The sequence below is a fragment of the Microvirga sp. VF16 genome (genome assembly GCF_016864375.1).
Classification (GTDB): Bacteria; Pseudomonadota; Alphaproteobacteria; order Rhizobiales; family Beijerinckiaceae; genus Microvirga.
In genome coordinates this window covers 1860471-1876483 of record NZ_CP069354.1, presented here as the reverse complement: position 1 = coordinate 1876483, position 16013 = coordinate 1860471, and the positions used below count along the sequence as shown (strand labels likewise).

Sequence of the window (16013 nt, the reverse complement as noted above, 5' to 3'; positions counted from 1 at the left end):
CGCCACGTATTCTCCTGTTGGGCTCAAAAAACACCCGCCTACCGTCAATTCCAGCTTCGAAATCAAGGTCTTACCCACCGAAAATCTAACGTGGGTCCGGAAACTCGAAGCGGAACCTCAACTGCGGCGTCCATACGAAACATGCGGAGCGCTTCAGTTAGTTCCTACTCGCTTAGCCCACCTTGCTGGGAGAGGTCATCGTTAGAGCAAGACCACCCAGCACCAGGACCACGCCGACCGCAAAGAGCGCTCCCATCTGATCGCCGAACATCGCAGACGAGGCGGCGACGCCGACCACCGGCTGAAGGTACTGAACGCCCGCTGCAATCCCAGCCGGAACGGTGCGCAGAATGTTCAGCCACAGGAACAGGCCCGCAACGGTCACAACAAGACCGAGATAGACCGCAGCCACTATGGCTTGACCTGTGATCTGGAGTGGAACGTGCCACATTTCCCAGCCTGCCCAAGGCAGCAGCGCAAGGAAGCCGAATAAGGTGCTCCAAGCCGCCACGGTCGCGGTGCCGTACTCGTTGGTGAGTTCGACGCTCCAGACGTAATAGAACGCAATGGCCAGTGCGGACAGCAACATGAGAACGACACTGGCCACGCTGGTTGCGGACACAGCACTCGTCTCGTTGCCGCTTCCGGACGCAACCAGCGCAATACCACCAAAAGCTGCCAGCAATCCCAACTGCTGCCGACCCGATACCGGCTGCTTGAGGCGCAGGGCAGCGAAGACCACGATGAAAACCGGAATGGTGGCCGAGATGATGGTGCCAACCGAGGCCGACGTTCCGGCGACGCCGAAGGTTTGGGCAACTTGGCCCACGCCAATCCCCAATACCCCAAGCGCGGCGACGCGAGGTATTGCCCGCCTGGGCAGCGTTTGCCTGCCCACGATGAGAAGCATCAGGAGGGGCACGGCGATGGCGAACCGCAGCGCGGTCAGCGTCAGAGGCGGCATCGTCAGAAGGCCGAGCTTCGTGACGGGGATGGACAGTCCCCACATTGCGGCGAGCAGTAGCATGGCCGCGAGGCTGCCCATCGAGAGGGCCGCATCACGGTGAGCGATGGGCGAAAAGGAGGGCTCGGAACGGACTGGGTTCTGGTTCGACATGAACAAGTCTGCAAGGAAACGAAGTGATGCCGCCACTGCGGCTGTTCCACCTTGGTATGGAGGACGGTGCCTCCTGACAAACCATTTGTCCTCACGTAACGTGTGAGTGAAGCTCACGCATACGGACCCATGTTCAACCGCCTTCCCCCTCTGCAAACTCTACGCGCCTTCGAGGCAACCGGACGCCTGTTGAGCATGACGCGTGCCGCCGAGGAACTGCATGTCACCCACGGCGCAGTGAGCCGACACATCAAAACTCTCGAAGATCACCTTGGCGTCGCCTTGTTTCGACGCCTCACGCGCCGGATCGTCCTGACCGACGAGGGGGCCGAGTTCCTCGTGGTCGTGACCCGGCTGCTGGCAGAACTGACGCGGGAGGCCGAACGTCTCCGTGGACCGAAGAACGCAGGACGACTGATCATCAGCACCGGCATCTCTTTTGCGAGCAAGTGGCTGGGGCCGCGTCTACACCGGTTGATAGCTCGTCACCCCGAACTCAATGTCCATCTCGACATCACCGATACCGATGTTGATCTGAACAATGGGCAGGTCGATGCGGCGGTGCGCTACGGCAGTGGCCGCTATCCGCACGTCGCCTCCGAGCGCATCTTGGAGGAGACCCTGACCCCGGTGTGTAGCCCAGCCTATCTGGCGGAAGTGGGCGGATTGCTGTCGGTTGAGAGCCTTGCCAATTGCAGGCTGCTGCATGAGGACCGCTTGCTGTATGAGGACCGCTGGTCGGCCAACTGGGAGCAATGGTTTGCAATGGCGGGGGTGGATGGTGCCCCTAAGAGTCGCGGCCCAATCTACAGTCATGGCAGCATGGTCATCGAGGCAGCCATTCGCGGGGAAGGCGTGGCGCTCGGGCGCAGCGCCCTGGTAGCAGAAGACATTGCTGCTGGACGGCTGGTTTCCTCATTCCCACACCTACGACTGAAAGCTGACCGGGGCTACGATCTCGTCTATCGTCCAGGCAATCGGGAGCATCCCAAGGTGTGTGCCGTGCGCGACTGGCTGGCTGACGAAATCCGGCAGTTCCTCGCGGACACCGATTGAGCAAGGACCGGTATTTTCGCCAATGGTGCTGCGTCCCTCCACATTGTGTTAGACCGGGCATACGGACGGGTACGAAGTCTTACATTTCAACTGCTACAACGCCTATCGAGACGCTCCTGCTCGTCGGATTGACCTGTCCCCTCACCCCGAAATCCAGCTAAAGCTTCACCGATCCGCGCTGTGATCTCGCGTTTCAGATCGGATGATAAATGCCAGTAGTGCATCTCGTTTACTCTGGCTGAATTGCCCAGCACTTTTCCCATGGCTTCGGGTCCATAACCTAACTTTGCTCCGACGCTGTTCCAGCTTCGACGGAGGTCATGCAGTGTTACACGGTCCCTGCCCTCATGCAGGCCAGCGTCCCTGCGAATAGCCAACCAGCCCTTGTTCACGTCGGCGATGTGTCCTTTGCGCGCATCAGGTCGGGGAAACACCCACTCGCAACAGCGCGGAATCCTTCGGAGTAACTGTTCCAGCGCCTCGCTCATGAAGACTTCCAGCACACCGTCTTGTCGATCTGTTTTGTGCTCCACCACCCGGATCACCCGCTGCTCGAAATCCACGTTCTCCCATCGAAGACGGAAAGCCTCCGTTTTTCGCAATGGCGACAACATCAAAAACTCGATGGCCCACAGAGACACGTTTGGAATCGCTCCCCGATAGCGGTATCGCTCCAAAGCAGCCCAAAGGCGCTGGTACTCCTCGGGGGAAAGTACACGGTCCCGGCGCGGCTTTCGCACGCTGATCTCGATCACGAATGGATTGCGACTATTCCCAACAAGCTCTCGCTTTTCGGCCCATGCCCAGATTGCTCGGGACCATTGGATGATTTTCGCCCGCACGTGAGGCGCTTGCCTGAGCCGGTCATAAGTCTGCTGTACCTGACCCCTTGTCAGGTTGGACACGAGAACATCCCCGAAGTGACGGCGTATGTGTAATCGACAGAAGCGATTGACCTCTGTGAAGGAGGTTTCCTTATGGTGCCCTTGAGCCCACGCGAGGTAACGGTCGATCACATTACTGAACGAGGTTGCAGATGCGACGACAATCTTCCTTTCCCAGGCTGGATCATGACCCTCGTTGATTCGTCCGACCAGCACCCGTGCCTTCCGACGAGCCTCATCTGTATCAATCACGCCAAACTGGCCGATTCTAAATTCTCGCTGGCGTTTGTCTGGGGAGCGGTATCTCAGGATAAATTGCACCTTCCCTGTAGAGTAGACTTTTGCCCCAAAGCCGCCGATCTCGGTATCCCAGCTTCGGCCCACAGGGAGTCTCCTCACAGTGGCGTCCGTGAATTTGAATTTCCGTCTCGTCGGAGGAGCCATGCCGCTTTCCTCAGCCTACTTTTGCCAACACTTTGTTCTGGACGCCGCAGTTGAGGTTCCGCTTCGAGTTTCCGGACCCACGTTAGATTTTCGGTGGGTAAGACCTTGATTTCGAAGCTGGAATTGACGGTAGGCGGGTGTTTTTTGAGCCCAACAGGAGAATACGTGGCGGATCAGACACTTACGGAAGATTCGAGGATGGCGCATCCATACGCTGAGGATGCTCCATCCTTGCCTTTCCGCGAGTCATCAAATAGCCATCACGAAAACGTCCTGGGACCGTTCCCCCGACCGTTCCATCCAACAACGCCTACACACGGTTTCACCAATGTTTTGAATAACTTGAGTGAGCGCCGCGAACAGAGCCAAGGAGTCTTTTAATGGTCCCCCGTTACAGCCGTCCCGAGATGGTGGCCATCTGGTCGCCGGAAACCAAGTTCCGCATCTGGTTCGAGATCGAGGCCCATGCCACGACAGCGCTCGCCAATCTCGGCGTTGTGCCGAAGGAGGCTGCGGACAAAGTCTGGGAGAAAGGCTCCAAGGCGACCTTCGACGTGGAGCGGATCGACGCCATCGAGCGTGAGGTCAAGCACGACGTCATCGCCTTCCTTACCCATCTGGCCGAGATCGTCGGTCCCGAGGCCCGCTTCGTTCACCAGGGCATGACTTCCTCGGACGTGCTCGACACCACCTTCAACGTGCAGCTCGCCCGCGCCTCCGATCTGCTGCTGCGCGACCTCGACGAGCTTCTCGCGGCCATCAAGCGTCGCGCCTTCGAGCATAAGATGACGCCGACCATCGGCCGCTCCCACGGCATCCACGCCGAGCCCACCACCTTCGGCCTCAAGCTCGCCCAGGCCTATGCGGAATTCGAGCGCTGCAAAATCCGGCTGATCGAGGCAAGGCGGGAGATCTCCACCTGCGCCATTTCCGGCGCGGTCGGCACCTTCGCCAATATCGACCCAAGCGTCGAGGAATACGTGGCCGAGCGGATGGGTCTCCAGGTCGAGCCGGTTTCGACCCAGGTCATCCCGCGCGACCGGCACGCCATGTACTTTGCGACGCTGGGCGTCATCGCCTCCTCCATCGAGCGGCTGGCGACGGAAGTGCGTCACCTGCAGCGGAGCGAGGTTCTGGAGGCGGAAGAGTTCTTCTCGGCCGGCCAGAAGGGCTCGTCCGCCATGCCGCACAAGCGCAACCCGGTCCTGACCGAGAACCTGACCGGCCTTGCCCGCATGGTCCGGGCCTACGCGATGCCGGCCATGGAGAACGTGGCACTCTGGCACGAGCGGGACATCTCCCATTCCTCCGTCGAGCGCATGATCGGCCCCGATGCCACCGTGACCCTCGACTTCGCGCTCGCGCGCCTGACCAACGTCATCGACAAGCTCGTGGTCTATCCGGAGAACATGCAGAAGAACCTGGATCGCCTCGGCGGCCTCGTTCACTCACAGCGCGTCCTGCTGGCCCTGACCCAGAAGGGCGCCTCCCGCGAGGACGCCTACCGGCTCGTCCAGCGCAATGCCATGCCCGTCTGGCGCGGCGAAGGTGACTTCCTGACCCTTCTGAAGAACGATGCCGACGTGACGAGGTACCTGTCTGCGGACGAGATCGAGACCTGTTTCGACCTCGGCTATCACTTCAAGCATGTGGATACGATCTTCGCGCGGGTCTTCGGCGCAGGCGGCGCATAGCTTGGGGGCTGGAAATCTTTCCACAATGAGCAACAATCCCCATTCAGGAGATCAACAGCGCGGGGATTGTTGCCATGCTGTCGGAGAAGCTTCTCGATCTTGCGTTCACGCGGGCCGTGAAACACGGAACCCTGGAGGTCGTCACGGCAGGGGGTAAGCGTTTCACCTTCGGCGACGGAGCGGAACCTCAGGTCTCGATCCGCTTTTCGGACGCCTCAGCCCAAATGGCCCTTTGCCTTCATCCGGAACTGAAGCTTGGCGAATTGTTCGTGGATGGGCGGCTCGTCATCGAGCAGGGCACCATCCTCGACCTGCTTCAGCTCCTCCTCCAGGACACCCATGGGGAGCTCGATGAGCTGCCCCTGAAGCGCCTGCGTAAGATCCGCACCTGGATGATGCGCCGGGCCGAGAACGATGCGAGCCGTTCCAAACGGAACGTGGCGCATCACTACGACCTCGATGGGCGGCTCTACTCCCTCTTCCTCGACAGTGACCGGCAGTATTCCTGCGCCTATTTCGACCCTCCGGATGCCAGCCTCGAGGAGGCTCAGCTCGCCAAGAAGCGGCATATCGTGGCCAAGCTACTGATTGATCAGGGTCACAGTGTTCTCGATATAGGCTCCGGCTGGGGCGGAACGGGACTCTACCTCGCTCAGATCGCAGGGGCTGGCTCCGTCAAGGGCATCACGCTCTCGGAGGAGCAACTCGAAGTCTCGCGCAAACGGTCGGCCACCGCATGCCTGCAGGACCGGGTGCAGTTCGAGCTTCAGGACTACCGCGACACCACGGGCTCTTTCGACCGGATCGTCTCCGTCGGCATGTTCGAGCACGTCGGCGTGCCCTCCTATGACGCCTATTTCCAGGCATGCCACCGCCTCCTGAAGGAGGACGGGGTCATGCTCCTGCATACCATCGGGCGGTCGGGCACGCCCTATCCGACCAATTCCTGGATCACCAAATACATCTTTCCCGGAGGGCACCTGCCGGTGCTATCGGAGATGATGCCCGCCATCGAGCGGGCCGGGCTGGTCGTGACCGACATCGAGGTTCTGCGCCTGCACTATGCCTACACCCTGCAGGCCTGGCGCGAGCGCTTCATGGCCCATCGCGAGGAGGCCTTACGCCTCTATGACGAGCGCTTCTGCCGGATGTGGGAGTGCTATCTCGCCATGTCCGAATCCGCCTTCCGCTGGCAGGATGCGGTCGTCTTCCAGCTTCAGCTCGCCCGACGCAACGACGTGGTGCCCCTGACCCGCGACTATATCGCCGAGCGGGAAGCCACTCTGAAGGAGGCGGAGCGGAACATGGAGTTGAAGCGCAGCGCTTGAACCTGCCTGTGCGGGTCTTTATCTCCGTGGGATGAAAACTTCCGATTGCGACATCCTCATCGTTCCAGGCCACACGAATTCCGGCGAGGACCATTGGCAGAGCCGATGGGAGCGCCAGCTCTCGACCGCATGGCGCGTCGAGCAGGAGAACTGGGACGCTCCCAACAAGGATGCTTGGGTCGGGCGGATCGTCGACGATGTGAAGCGGGCCACGAAGCCCGTCGTGCTGGTCGGCCACAGCCTCGGCGTGCTGGCCATTGCCCATGCGGCCCCCCAACTCGCGGGCGGCAGGGTCCAGGGCGCTTTCCTGGTCAGCCTGCCGGATGTGGAACGCCCCGATTTCATTCCCGCCATTGACCGGGCCTTCGCGCCGATCCCGCGCGAACCTTTCCCCTTCCCGTCGGTTCTCGTCGCCAGCCGGACCGATCCGCATTGCGACTACGCCAAGGCGGAAGACATCGCCTATGCCTGGGGCTCTGCCATCGTCGATGCCGGTGATGCAGGCCACCTCAACACGGAAAGCGGCCACGGCCCCTGGCCGGAGGGACTGATGCGATTCGCAGGGTTCCTGAAGCGGCTGTAAGACCTAACTTCTCGTCTCGACTGTCATTCCGGGGCCGCGCAGCGGAGCCCGGAATGACAGTGCGAGTAGCCTTTATCCACATGACGAAAAGTTCATGCTGCCTTCACCTGAGTGAGAGCAGGATCGGAGCAATCTAATCCTATCGCCACCACGGAGGATATCCGCATGAAGACCATTGCCACCATCGCTCTCGTTGTCCTGATGGCCGGCTCCGGCACCTATGCCTTGGCGCAGCAGAATCCTGTTCCGAACGCGCCGGCGGCCTCCCAGGATCAGCAGCAGAATCGCCGGCCGCGCATGAGCCAGGACGATTTCAACCGGCTCGTCGATGCCCGCATCGCCTCGATCAAGGCCGGTCTGAAGCTTTCCGCCGATCAGGAGCGTCTCTGGGCACCCGTCGAGACCGCCATCCGCACCTCCGCGACCGAGCGCTTCTCCCGCTTCGAGCAACGCCCGACCCGCGAACAGCGCCAGTCCATGGATTTCATGCAGCGCCTCGAGCGGCGCAGCACCATGATGAATGAGGGTGCCCAGCGCTCGGCCGCCGTCACCACCGCCCTGCGTCCGCTCTGGGACAGCCTCAGTGAAGACCAGAAGCGGATCGCTCCCCGCCTCTTGCGGGAAGCCGTGAACGTTGACGGTCCTCGCTGGAATGCCCGCGATGGGCGCCGCGGCCATGGCCGGGACCATCACCGCATCGGCATGCACCAGGGCGACCCCCGCGGCCCGGTGCAGCAACAATAACCCCAGACAGCAAAAAGGCCGCCCATTGGGCGGCCTTCCTGTTTTCCGAAACCGGCTCTTCGCAGATTAGCGCGAATAGAACTCGATCACGAGGTTCGGTTCCATCTGGACCGGGTACGGCACTTCCGACAGGGTCGGGATGCGCGTCACGCGAGCCGTCATCTTGGAGTGATCGACCTCGATGTAGTCCGGAACGTCGCGCTCGGCGAGCTGGCTCGCCACGACGACGACTTCGAGCTGCTTCGACTTGTCCTTCACCTCGATCACATCGCCGGCCTTCACCTGATAGCTCGGGATGTTGACGCGACGGCCGTTGACCTTCACGTGACCATGGTTGACGAACTGACGGGCGGCGAACGGGGTCGCGACGAACTTCGCGCGGTACACGACCGCGTCGAGACGGCGCTCGAGCAGGCCAACCAGGTTCTCACCCGAGTCGCCCTTCAGGCGGATCGCCTCCGCGTAGTAGCGGCGGAACTGCTTCTCGGTGATGTTGGCGTAGTAGCCCTTCAGCTTCTGCTTGGCGCGCAGCTGCGTGCCGAAGTCAGACATCTTGCCCTTGCGGCGCTGGCCGTGCTGGCCGGGGCCGTATTCGCGGCGGTTCACAGGGCTCTTCGGGCGGCCCCAGATATTCTGACCCATGCGGCGGTCAAGCTTATGCTTGGCCTGAATGCGCTTCGACATCGCTGTTCCTCTTTGTTGTCGAATTTGCGAGGAACGCGCCCTCCTCTTCCCCTCATCCCGAGGAGGCCCAAAGGGCCATCTCGAGGGACGGGACGACAGGCCGACCAAAGCCGGGCCACGGGAGCGTAAAAAGTTACGCGGCCCGTGAGGACCGCGTGAACGGGAGGCATTTAGGCGGAAAAGGCGGGAAAGTCAATTGATGTCTGAGCCTCTCGTCATCCCGGGGCTGCGCAGCAGAAACCGGGATCGCAAGACGAGAGTGGTACCCGAACCCTCCTCCCCTTGTGGGGAGGTGTTGGAGGTGGGGGTGTGAGCGATAGCCTATCAAGGTAAGGCGCCAACACCCCCACCCTGACCCTCCCCACAAGGGGGAGGGAAAACCGCGCTATATCCTGCACCCGATCCCGGATCGCCGCTTTGCTTCGTCCGGGATGACGAGCTGGGGGCTAACCCACGAGCAGCGGCATATCCTCAATGGCTACGAACGGCAGTCCCTTGTCCTGCAGCGCTCCACGTAATGCAACGCTGATCCCCGCCCCGCTCGTGAACACGGCCATGGCTTCGTTCTCGTCAGCTTCGTGGCCCGGAACCGGCTGGCCGATCAGCTGGGTTACCCGGCGGGCGATGGCGGGAGCCGGATCGATCCAGGTCACCGGCCAGGGCGCCAAGGACTGGAAGCGCTGGAGAAGCAGCGGATAATGGGTGCAGCTTAGCGCCACCACGTCGGTCCTGCCGCCCGCATCCTCGATGAAGCAGGGCTTGAGCTCGTCGAGCAGCTCTTCGTCGGAAACCGGATTGCCCGCAAGCTCCGCCTCGGCAAAGCCGGCCAAGCGGCGCGAGCCGACGAGATTGACCCTGCAGCCTGCCGCATAGGTTTCGATGAGATCACGGGTATAGTCCCGTGCAACCGTCCCGGGGGTGGCCAGAACCGTGACGTAGCCGGTCTGCGTCGTCTTCGCCGCTGGCTTGATGGCCGGAACGGTGCCTACAAAAGGTATGGAGAACCGCTCGCGCAGATGCGGCAGCACGATGGTCGATGCCGTATTGCAGGCCACCACGACGATATCGGGATTATGGAGAGCGAGAAGCCGCTCCATCACGGCCACGACCCGCTCCGCCAAAACCGCCTCGGTCAGGCGCCCGTAAGGAAACCCGGCATCATCCGCCGCGTAGACATAACGGGCATCGGGGCGAACCTTCAGCACCTCGGAGAAGACCGTGAGCCCGCCGAGACCGGAATCGAAGACGAGGATGGTGGGAACCGGAGACGGCATGACGGCGGGATTATAGGTTGCTCCCGCCAGAAGATCGACACGCATGACTAACCCTTACGAACGCAACTTGGTCAGAAAGTCCTACAATCCCTGCTTGGTTTCCGTGGGCGCCGTGTTCAGCCTGCGGCGCGGCCCCCGCTCTTCCTTGGCTTCCGGCCCCTCGCCTTTTGGCATCTGAGCCGAGAGGCGCTTGACGGGCCAGCCGTCGCTCCAGGTGCTCATGTCGACGAATTTGGGATCGCGCAGGAGAGCGCTCGCATCCTTACCGCCGAAGGCTGCCTCGGATGCGATATCGAAGGTCTTCCAGAAGGCCAGGTAATCGAGGGTATCGGTGACGTTGTTCCCGAGCTGTTGAGTCAGGATCGTCTGGGGCCCGGTGAGCGCCATGTCGGCGCTCCAGCGCCAGGTATTCCTCTGCTTCGGATCGCGAGGCGGATCGGGCGGCAGCTTGATCTTGGAAGCATCGTAATCGGCCTTGGGAGACCCAGGAGACGCGAGTGTCGCCGTCAAGGCCGGAAAGCCGTGATCGTCGGAGGAGGCCCGCATGAACAGCTTGCGGGTCGCCGGGACGGCCGATGCCTGCTGCAGGATCAGGCGCGAGGCTCGGTCGCTCGGCAGATAGTCGCGATCGCCGCTCATGGTAATGATCATGGTGGCCGGATCGATGGTCGAGAGATCCCGCAGGAGGATGCCGCGCTCCTTTTCGTTGGACGCGATGCCGCCCGGCATCAGGCCGAAGATCAGTTTCGGGGCCGGAACCTTCCCCGAACCCACCCCGGCCGCCAGATTGAGCGCGAGGGGCACGCCAGCCGAATGCCCGATGAAAGCAACCCGGTCCCTGTCAGGTCTGGCATGCGGATCTTCGGCCAGCTCCGCGAGAGCACCTTGGATCAGATCTTCGGCGAGGTTCGACGCGTCGGCGGGACGGGAGCGGTTCACATCCTGGAAGCGCGGAAAGAGCACGAGATGGCCCTTGCGCGCCAAGTGGTCGATCCAGCCGCCATAAAGGCCCGGATTTACGCCCCCCCAGGAATGCAGGAACACCACGACCGGGCGCGGTTTCGCGGGCGCATCGGCACCATGGAACACGAAGGTTCCGGAGCTTGCCGTACCAACGGCCCGCTTCACCACTTCAGTCGACTTGTAGTCGCGCCCGCCCGGCCCCTGCTCGGGTTGTTGCGGCGGCGTTGCCGCGTGCGCCGATGAGGAGGCGAGAGAGACGCCAAGGAACAGGACAGGCAGCAGGAAGCGGCGCATCGTCGTTTCGACCTCTATGGTCAATCGGGCAGATAGCGCCCGACCGTAATAAAGCCACGATTAGATTAAGGCTTTCTCAACCTGCGTCCTTCCGCAAGAGCACGAATCGCCCCACGCAGGGTGCGCACTTCCTGCTCCGACATTTCGAGTCGATGGAAGATATCCCGCATGTTGCGGGTCATCGTTGGTTTCTTATCCTCGGGATAGAAGTTCACCGCATCGAGCTCGGTCTCGATATAGTCGAAGAACGACATCACCATCTCACGCGGAGCAGGCGGCGATTGCCGACCACCGTCAAAGGGCAGCGAACCGCCTGTGGCGAGCTTGTGCCATTCGTAGGATACGAGAAGGACAGCCTGCGCGAGATTGAGCGAGGAGAATTTCGGATCGACCGGGAACGTGATGATGGCATCGGCAAGCGACACCTCGTCGTTCTCAAGCCCTGTCCGTTCCCTTCCGAACAGGATGCCGATGCCCTGCCCTGCTCCGATGCGCTGGTGCGCCTCCGATATGGCCGCATCAGGCGCGAAAACCCGCTTCATCTGCCCCCGCTCCCGAGCGGTCGTGGCGAAGACGAAATTCAGATCCGCAATGGCCTCGCGGACGGTGTCATAGAGCTTCGCCCCTTCCAGCACATGGGTCGCCCCGGAGGCCGCTGAATGCGCCCCCTTCTTGGGCCAGCCGTTGCGCGGCGACACGAGGCGCAGTTCCGACAGCCCGAAATTAGCCATCGCCCGCGCCACCATGCCGATGTTCTCGGCCAGTTGCGGTTCGACAAGGATGATGATCGGGCGGGTCATTGAGGTTCGGTCAGCTTGGATGAAAGATGCATTCCCATAGCGCCAAACCCGATGCCACGACTAGCTCCGTCGATGAGCGAAAGAAGTCGGAAAGCCGCCCTATGAAAAGCCTCCCCGAGATACTCGGGGAGGCCCCTCATGCTTGAACCGCTGCTTCGGACGCCTGCTTACCAGCAGCCGCCCCAGCCGCAGTAATAGCCCGGACGGGCCGCGGCCGCGCCGATGGCCGCGCCGCCGACAACGCCGACCGCCGTGCCGACGGCCACCTGGCTGGCGGCCGCATTCGACTGGGCGACGTTGTTGCGGTAGTTGGCGTTCCGGCAACGCTCGTAGGTCTTCGTGCCGGGCTTCAGGCCCGATTCCATGCAGACGGAATCGGCATTGGCCATGGATTGCTCGGCCGTCTGGCAGCCTGCCAGAACCAAGGCCGCCGCTCCGAGAATGATAGCAAGACGCATGTCAGCTCCCCTTTTGTTCAACAAAGTTCCTCCGGTGGCGCCCTTGATCCGAATTGTCGGATCTGATGCCTCTGAGGAAGCCGCCGGAATGAGAGGATCTGAACTACGGATAAGCTTGGCTTTCCGTGCGGAAGCGCACGTGGCGTGGTGAGTTTTCCCCTAAAGGGAACTCAGACCCATGGATGTCTCTTAATTCCTGCAGTCTTACGTCATAGCGTCACGTCTTTTTCGGCTTCATGGATTCCCGAGTGCCTCTGTTGCGCTGCCTTGCGACAAGTCTTTGTCTGATTCCATGGCTCCTGGGCCATGCCCTTGCGGCGCCGTCGCCGAGCACCTCGTCCAATCAGGCGCCTCCCTTGTTCCACGGAAACTGGTGCGGCGCAGGCGATGCAGATCGGGCGTCTCCCATCGACGCCTTGGATAGGGCCTGCCGGGCCCACGATCTTTGCTATGAACGGCATGGCCGCGGTGCCTGTCTCTGCGACAAGGCCATCCTCGAGACGACCGCTACCCTCGTGAAAAGCCCCGAGGTTCCGGAGGCAGTTCGAAGCAAAGCGGCAACTGTCAACTCGCTCTTCAGCGCAGCTTTGTGCACAGAGACTGCAAAAATTCCGCGATAGGTGGGAAAGCGCTGAATTCCTGCCCTGCCCCCACCTTCCCCCCCGGACTTAACCGCGCTATAGCCCCCGCAACCATCCTGCCGCAGGCAGGAGTGTTTCAAGCCCTAAAGCGCAAGGTGAGATCATGGCGAAGATCAAGGTCGCGAATCCGGTCGTCGAGCTCGACGGCGACGAGATGACCCGCATTATCTGGCACTTCATCAAAGACAAGCTGATCCACCCGTATCTCGACATCGACCTGAAATACTACGACCTCGGCGTCGAGCACCGCGACGCCACCAACGACAAGGTCACGGTCGAGGCGGCCGAGGCGATCAGGAAGTACGGCGTCGGCGTCAAATGCGCCACCATCACCCCGGACGAGGGCCGCGTCGAGGAGTTCAAGCTCAAGGAGATGTGGAAGTCGCCCAACGGCACCATCCGCAACATCCTCGGCGGCGTGATCTTCCGCGAGCCGATCATCTGCAAGAACGTGCCGCGCCTGGTGCCCGGCTGGACCCAGCCGATCATCGTCGGCCGCCACGCCTTCGGCGACCAGTACAAGGCGACCGACTTCAAGGTGCCGGGCAAGGGCCGGCTGTCGATCAAGTTCGAGGGCGAGGACGGCACGGTGATCGAGAAGGAGGTGTTCAAGTTCCCCGAGGCCGGCGTCGCCATGGCGATGTACAACCTCGACGAGTCGATCCGGGATTTTGCCCGCGCCTCGATGAACTACGGCCTGAACCGCAAGTACCCCGTCTACCTCTCCACGAAGAACACCATCCTGAAGGCCTATGACGGCCGCTTCAAGGACATCTTCGAGGAGGTCTACCAGAACGAGTTCAAGGCGAAGTTCGATGCGGTGGGCATCACGTATGAGCACCGCCTGATCGACGACATGGTGGCCTCGGCGCTGAAGTGGTCGGGCGGCTATGTCTGGGCGTGCAAGAACTATGACGGCGACGTGCAGTCCGACACGGTGGCGCAGGGCTTCGGCTCACTCGGCCTGATGACCTCGGTGCTGATGACGCCGGACGGCCGGACGGTCGAGGCGGAAGCGGCGCACGGCACGGTGACGCGCCATTACCGCGAGCACCAGAAGGGCAAGGAGACCTCGACCAACTCGATCGCCTCGATCTTCGCCTGGACCCGCGGCCTGAGCCATCGGGCCAAGCTCGACGACAACGCCGAGCTCGCCCGCTTTGCCGCGACGCTGGAGAAGGTCTGCGTCGACACGGTCGAGGCCGGCTTCATGACCAAGGACCTGGCGCTCCTGGTCGGCGCCGAGCAGAAGTGGCTCTCGACCACCGGCTTCCTCGACAAGATCGACGAAAACCTCAAAAAGGCCATGGCCGCTTAAGGCTTGCCCCGCCAGATTTGACGACGTTGACGGCCGGGTTTCGCCCGGCCGTTTTCTTTTGCGGCACGTCAGGGCACGATCACGGATAACGGTCGCTCGCCCAAGCCGATCTCGAGCGGGAGGTTGCCTCGGCAATCCCCGTCCAGTTGCGCCGGATCACCGTCATGACCAGAGATGCGAACCGCTTTGGCCGCAACCGTCCGATAGCCCGGCATACGGTCGAGATGACCTATGCCCATGCCGATAATGTAGAGGAGCGTACTCAGCCGCCCGCCACGCAGGAAAAGGCAGACCTGGAATTCGGGCTTGCCGATATCCGCCTGAGGAGCGAGCTGGAATTCGCCGCCATAGAACCGGCTCTTCGCCACGATGACGGAGGCTGCCTCCACCACCTCCGATCCATCGATCTCGACCCGATAGCGGCGCGGCACCCCGGCCACGAGCTCGCGCAGGCCCTGCAGGACATAAGCCAGCTTGCCGATCCTTTTCTTCAGGCGAAGACTGGTGCGGTTGACGATATGCGCATCCATGCCGACCCCGCACATGAGCGAGAAATATCGCCCATTCGCGCAGCCCACATGAATCTCCCGTGTGCGTCCATGGGCGAGAAGGCGCGCCAGCGCATCGGCCTGTCTCGGAATGCGCAGGTCTCGCGCCAACACATTCGTGGTGCCGATGGGGATGATCCCAAGCGCCAGCACCGACGCTCCCTCCCACGCCATCAGGCCGTTGGTCGCCTCGTTGATCGTGCCGTCGCCTCCGGCCACCACCAGAACGTCGATGTCGGACCTGCAATCCCGCGCGACCCGCTCGGCATCGCCGGCGCTCGCCGTCGCCTGCAGCTCGACATGCACCGCCTCCTTCCGAAATGCGGCCAGGATGGCCGCCAGCCGCCGGCGCTCGCCGCGGCCGGCGGTCGGGTTATGAATCACGAGCAGTCGGCGAGCCGGGGAGAGGTGGCTTTCCGAAGGCGCAACGGATTCATCGGGCCGGGTCACAACGGCACTTTCGGAAAGGTTGAGGAACCGGCGCAATAGTGAATCATTTCCTTAAGCCATCAGGGCCCGGATGGTCGATTCGCCCAGCCAAGTTGACACCGGAGCCTTCGGATCTAGCTGATCGATCGAGACAGGGGAAAATACCATGACCAATGCCACGAAGTCAGTCATGACCGGGGGCTGCCAATGCGGTGCGGTCCGCTATGCACTGATGTCCGAGCCGACCCATGCCAGCATCTGCCATTGCCGCATGTGCCAGAAGGCCTTCGGCAATTATTTCGCGCCGCTCACCGGCGTGCCACGCAAGGATCTGGTCTGGACGAAGGGTGAGCTCGGCGTTTTCAGGAGTTCGGAGGCCGCGGAGCGCGGCTTCTGCCGCGATTGCGGGACGCCGCTCACCTATTCCTATCTGGAGAACGACCGCATCAGTGTCTCGATCGGTAGCCTCGACGAGCCGGGCCGGGTCACGCCGGAGATCCAGTATGGCCTCGAGAGCAAGCTTCCCGCCTTCGAGATGCTGCACACCCTGCCCGGCCAGCGGACGGACGATTACGCGACGCCGGCGGAGTTGGAGAAGATGGCGTCGCGCCAGCACCCGGATCACGATTGAGGCGCTGCTCTCCAACCGTCATCCCGGGGCCGCGTAGCGGAGCCCGGGATCCATAACCGCTGACGATGCAAGGAAAGCGAAGCGGATACCGCTGTGCAATTCCTCTGAATGTCGTGGTTATGG

16 protein-coding genes are annotated in these 16013 nt (G+C 62.0%); 8 read left to right on the top strand and 8 right to left on the bottom strand.

The features are described 5' to 3' along the window. Positions 1–172: 172 nt before the first annotated feature. On the bottom strand, positions 173–1027 hold the full coding sequence (locus JO965_RS08835; RefSeq protein WP_203444115.1) for a DMT family transporter: 855 nt from the start codon (positions 1025–1027) through the stop codon (positions 173–175). 219 nt (positions 1028–1246) lie between these two features. Here JO965_RS08835 and gcvA point away from each other — a divergent pair, with 219 nt between their 5' ends. Beyond that, positions 1247–2173, top strand: a complete 927-nt coding sequence (gene gcvA, locus JO965_RS08830) for a transcriptional regulator GcvA (RefSeq protein ID WP_203443302.1) — start codon at positions 1247–1249, stop codon at positions 2171–2173. Positions 2174–2259: 86 nt separating this feature from the next. On the opposite strand, the gene JO965_RS08825 is transcribed toward gcvA, so the two are convergent. Continuing rightward, a complete protein-coding gene (locus tag JO965_RS08825) occupies positions 2260–3441 on the bottom strand; it encodes an integrase family protein (protein ID WP_203443301.1) in 1182 nt (393 codons plus the stop codon). A gap of 440 nt (positions 3442–3881) precedes the next feature. On the opposite strand from JO965_RS08825, the gene purB reads away from it, so the two are divergent. From purB to JO965_RS08805, 4 genes are all read left to right on the top strand, one after another. Continuing rightward, the gene (purB, locus tag JO965_RS08820) at positions 3882–5195 is read left to right on the top strand and encodes an adenylosuccinate lyase (RefSeq protein WP_203443300.1); all 1314 of its coding nucleotides are present in this window, start codon (positions 3882–3884) and stop codon (positions 5193–5195) included. A 74-nt stretch (positions 5196–5269) separates the two neighbouring features. Next, entirely contained in the window at positions 5270–6523 is a 1254-nt protein-coding gene (locus JO965_RS08815) for a cyclopropane-fatty-acyl-phospholipid synthase family protein (RefSeq protein ID WP_203443299.1), read from the top strand. 31 nt (positions 6524–6554) lie between these two features. Beyond that, a complete protein-coding gene (locus JO965_RS08810; protein WP_203443298.1) occupies positions 6555–7106 on the top strand; it encodes an alpha/beta hydrolase in 552 nt (183 codons plus the stop codon). 165 nt (positions 7107–7271) lie between these two features. Next, positions 7272–7850, top strand: a complete 579-nt coding sequence (locus JO965_RS08805; RefSeq protein ID WP_203443297.1) for a Spy/CpxP family protein refolding chaperone — start codon at positions 7272–7274, stop codon at positions 7848–7850. 66 nt (positions 7851–7916) lie between these two features. Here JO965_RS08805 and rpsD read toward each other — a convergent pair whose 3' ends face one another. From rpsD to JO965_RS08780, 5 genes are all read right to left on the bottom strand, one after another. Further along, positions 7917–8534 carry a 30S ribosomal protein S4 gene (gene rpsD / locus JO965_RS08800; protein ID WP_009494134.1) on the bottom strand — a complete coding sequence of 206 codons (618 nt, stop codon included), beginning with the start codon at positions 8532–8534 and terminating at the stop codon, positions 7917–7919. A gap of 446 nt (positions 8535–8980) precedes the next feature. Then, positions 8981–9853 carry a glutamate racemase gene (gene murI / locus JO965_RS08795; RefSeq protein WP_203443296.1) on the bottom strand — a complete coding sequence of 291 codons (873 nt, stop codon included), beginning with the start codon at positions 9851–9853 and terminating at the stop codon, positions 8981–8983. A gap of 36 nt (positions 9854–9889) precedes the next feature. Further along, positions 9890–11065: a dienelactone hydrolase family protein gene (locus JO965_RS08790; RefSeq protein WP_203443295.1), complete on the bottom strand. Its 1176-nt coding sequence runs from the start codon at positions 11063–11065 to the stop codon at positions 9890–9892. A 65-nt stretch (positions 11066–11130) separates the two neighbouring features. After that, entirely contained in the window at positions 11131–11865 is a 735-nt protein-coding gene (locus JO965_RS08785) for an RNA methyltransferase (RefSeq protein WP_203443294.1), read from the bottom strand. Between the two features lie 167 nt (positions 11866–12032). Next, positions 12033–12323 carry a hypothetical protein gene (locus JO965_RS08780; protein ID WP_203443293.1) on the bottom strand — a complete coding sequence of 97 codons (291 nt, stop codon included), beginning with the start codon at positions 12321–12323 and terminating at the stop codon, positions 12033–12035. A 236-nt stretch (positions 12324–12559) separates the two neighbouring features. Between JO965_RS08780 and JO965_RS49285 the strand changes: the two genes are divergently transcribed. Both JO965_RS49285 and JO965_RS08770 read left to right on the top strand, forming a co-directional pair. Continuing rightward, positions 12560–12943, top strand: a complete 384-nt coding sequence (locus JO965_RS49285; RefSeq protein ID WP_371826850.1) for a phospholipase A2 family protein — start codon at positions 12560–12562, stop codon at positions 12941–12943. Between the two features lie 124 nt (positions 12944–13067). Continuing rightward, complete coding sequence (locus JO965_RS08770) at positions 13068–14282, top strand: NADP-dependent isocitrate dehydrogenase (RefSeq protein ID WP_203441441.1); 1215 nt, start codon at positions 13068–13070, stop codon at positions 14280–14282. Positions 14283–14350: 68 nt separating this feature from the next. On the opposite strand, the gene JO965_RS08765 is transcribed toward JO965_RS08770, so the two are convergent. After that, complete coding sequence (locus JO965_RS08765; protein WP_203443291.1) at positions 14351–15316, bottom strand: diacylglycerol kinase family protein; 966 nt, start codon at positions 15314–15316, stop codon at positions 14351–14353. A 109-nt stretch (positions 15317–15425) separates the two neighbouring features. On the opposite strand from JO965_RS08765, the gene JO965_RS08760 reads away from it, so the two are divergent. Continuing rightward, a complete protein-coding gene (locus tag JO965_RS08760) occupies positions 15426–15890 on the top strand; it encodes a GFA family protein (protein ID WP_203443290.1) in 465 nt (154 codons plus the stop codon). The last annotated feature ends 123 nt before the right edge of the window (positions 15891–16013 follow it).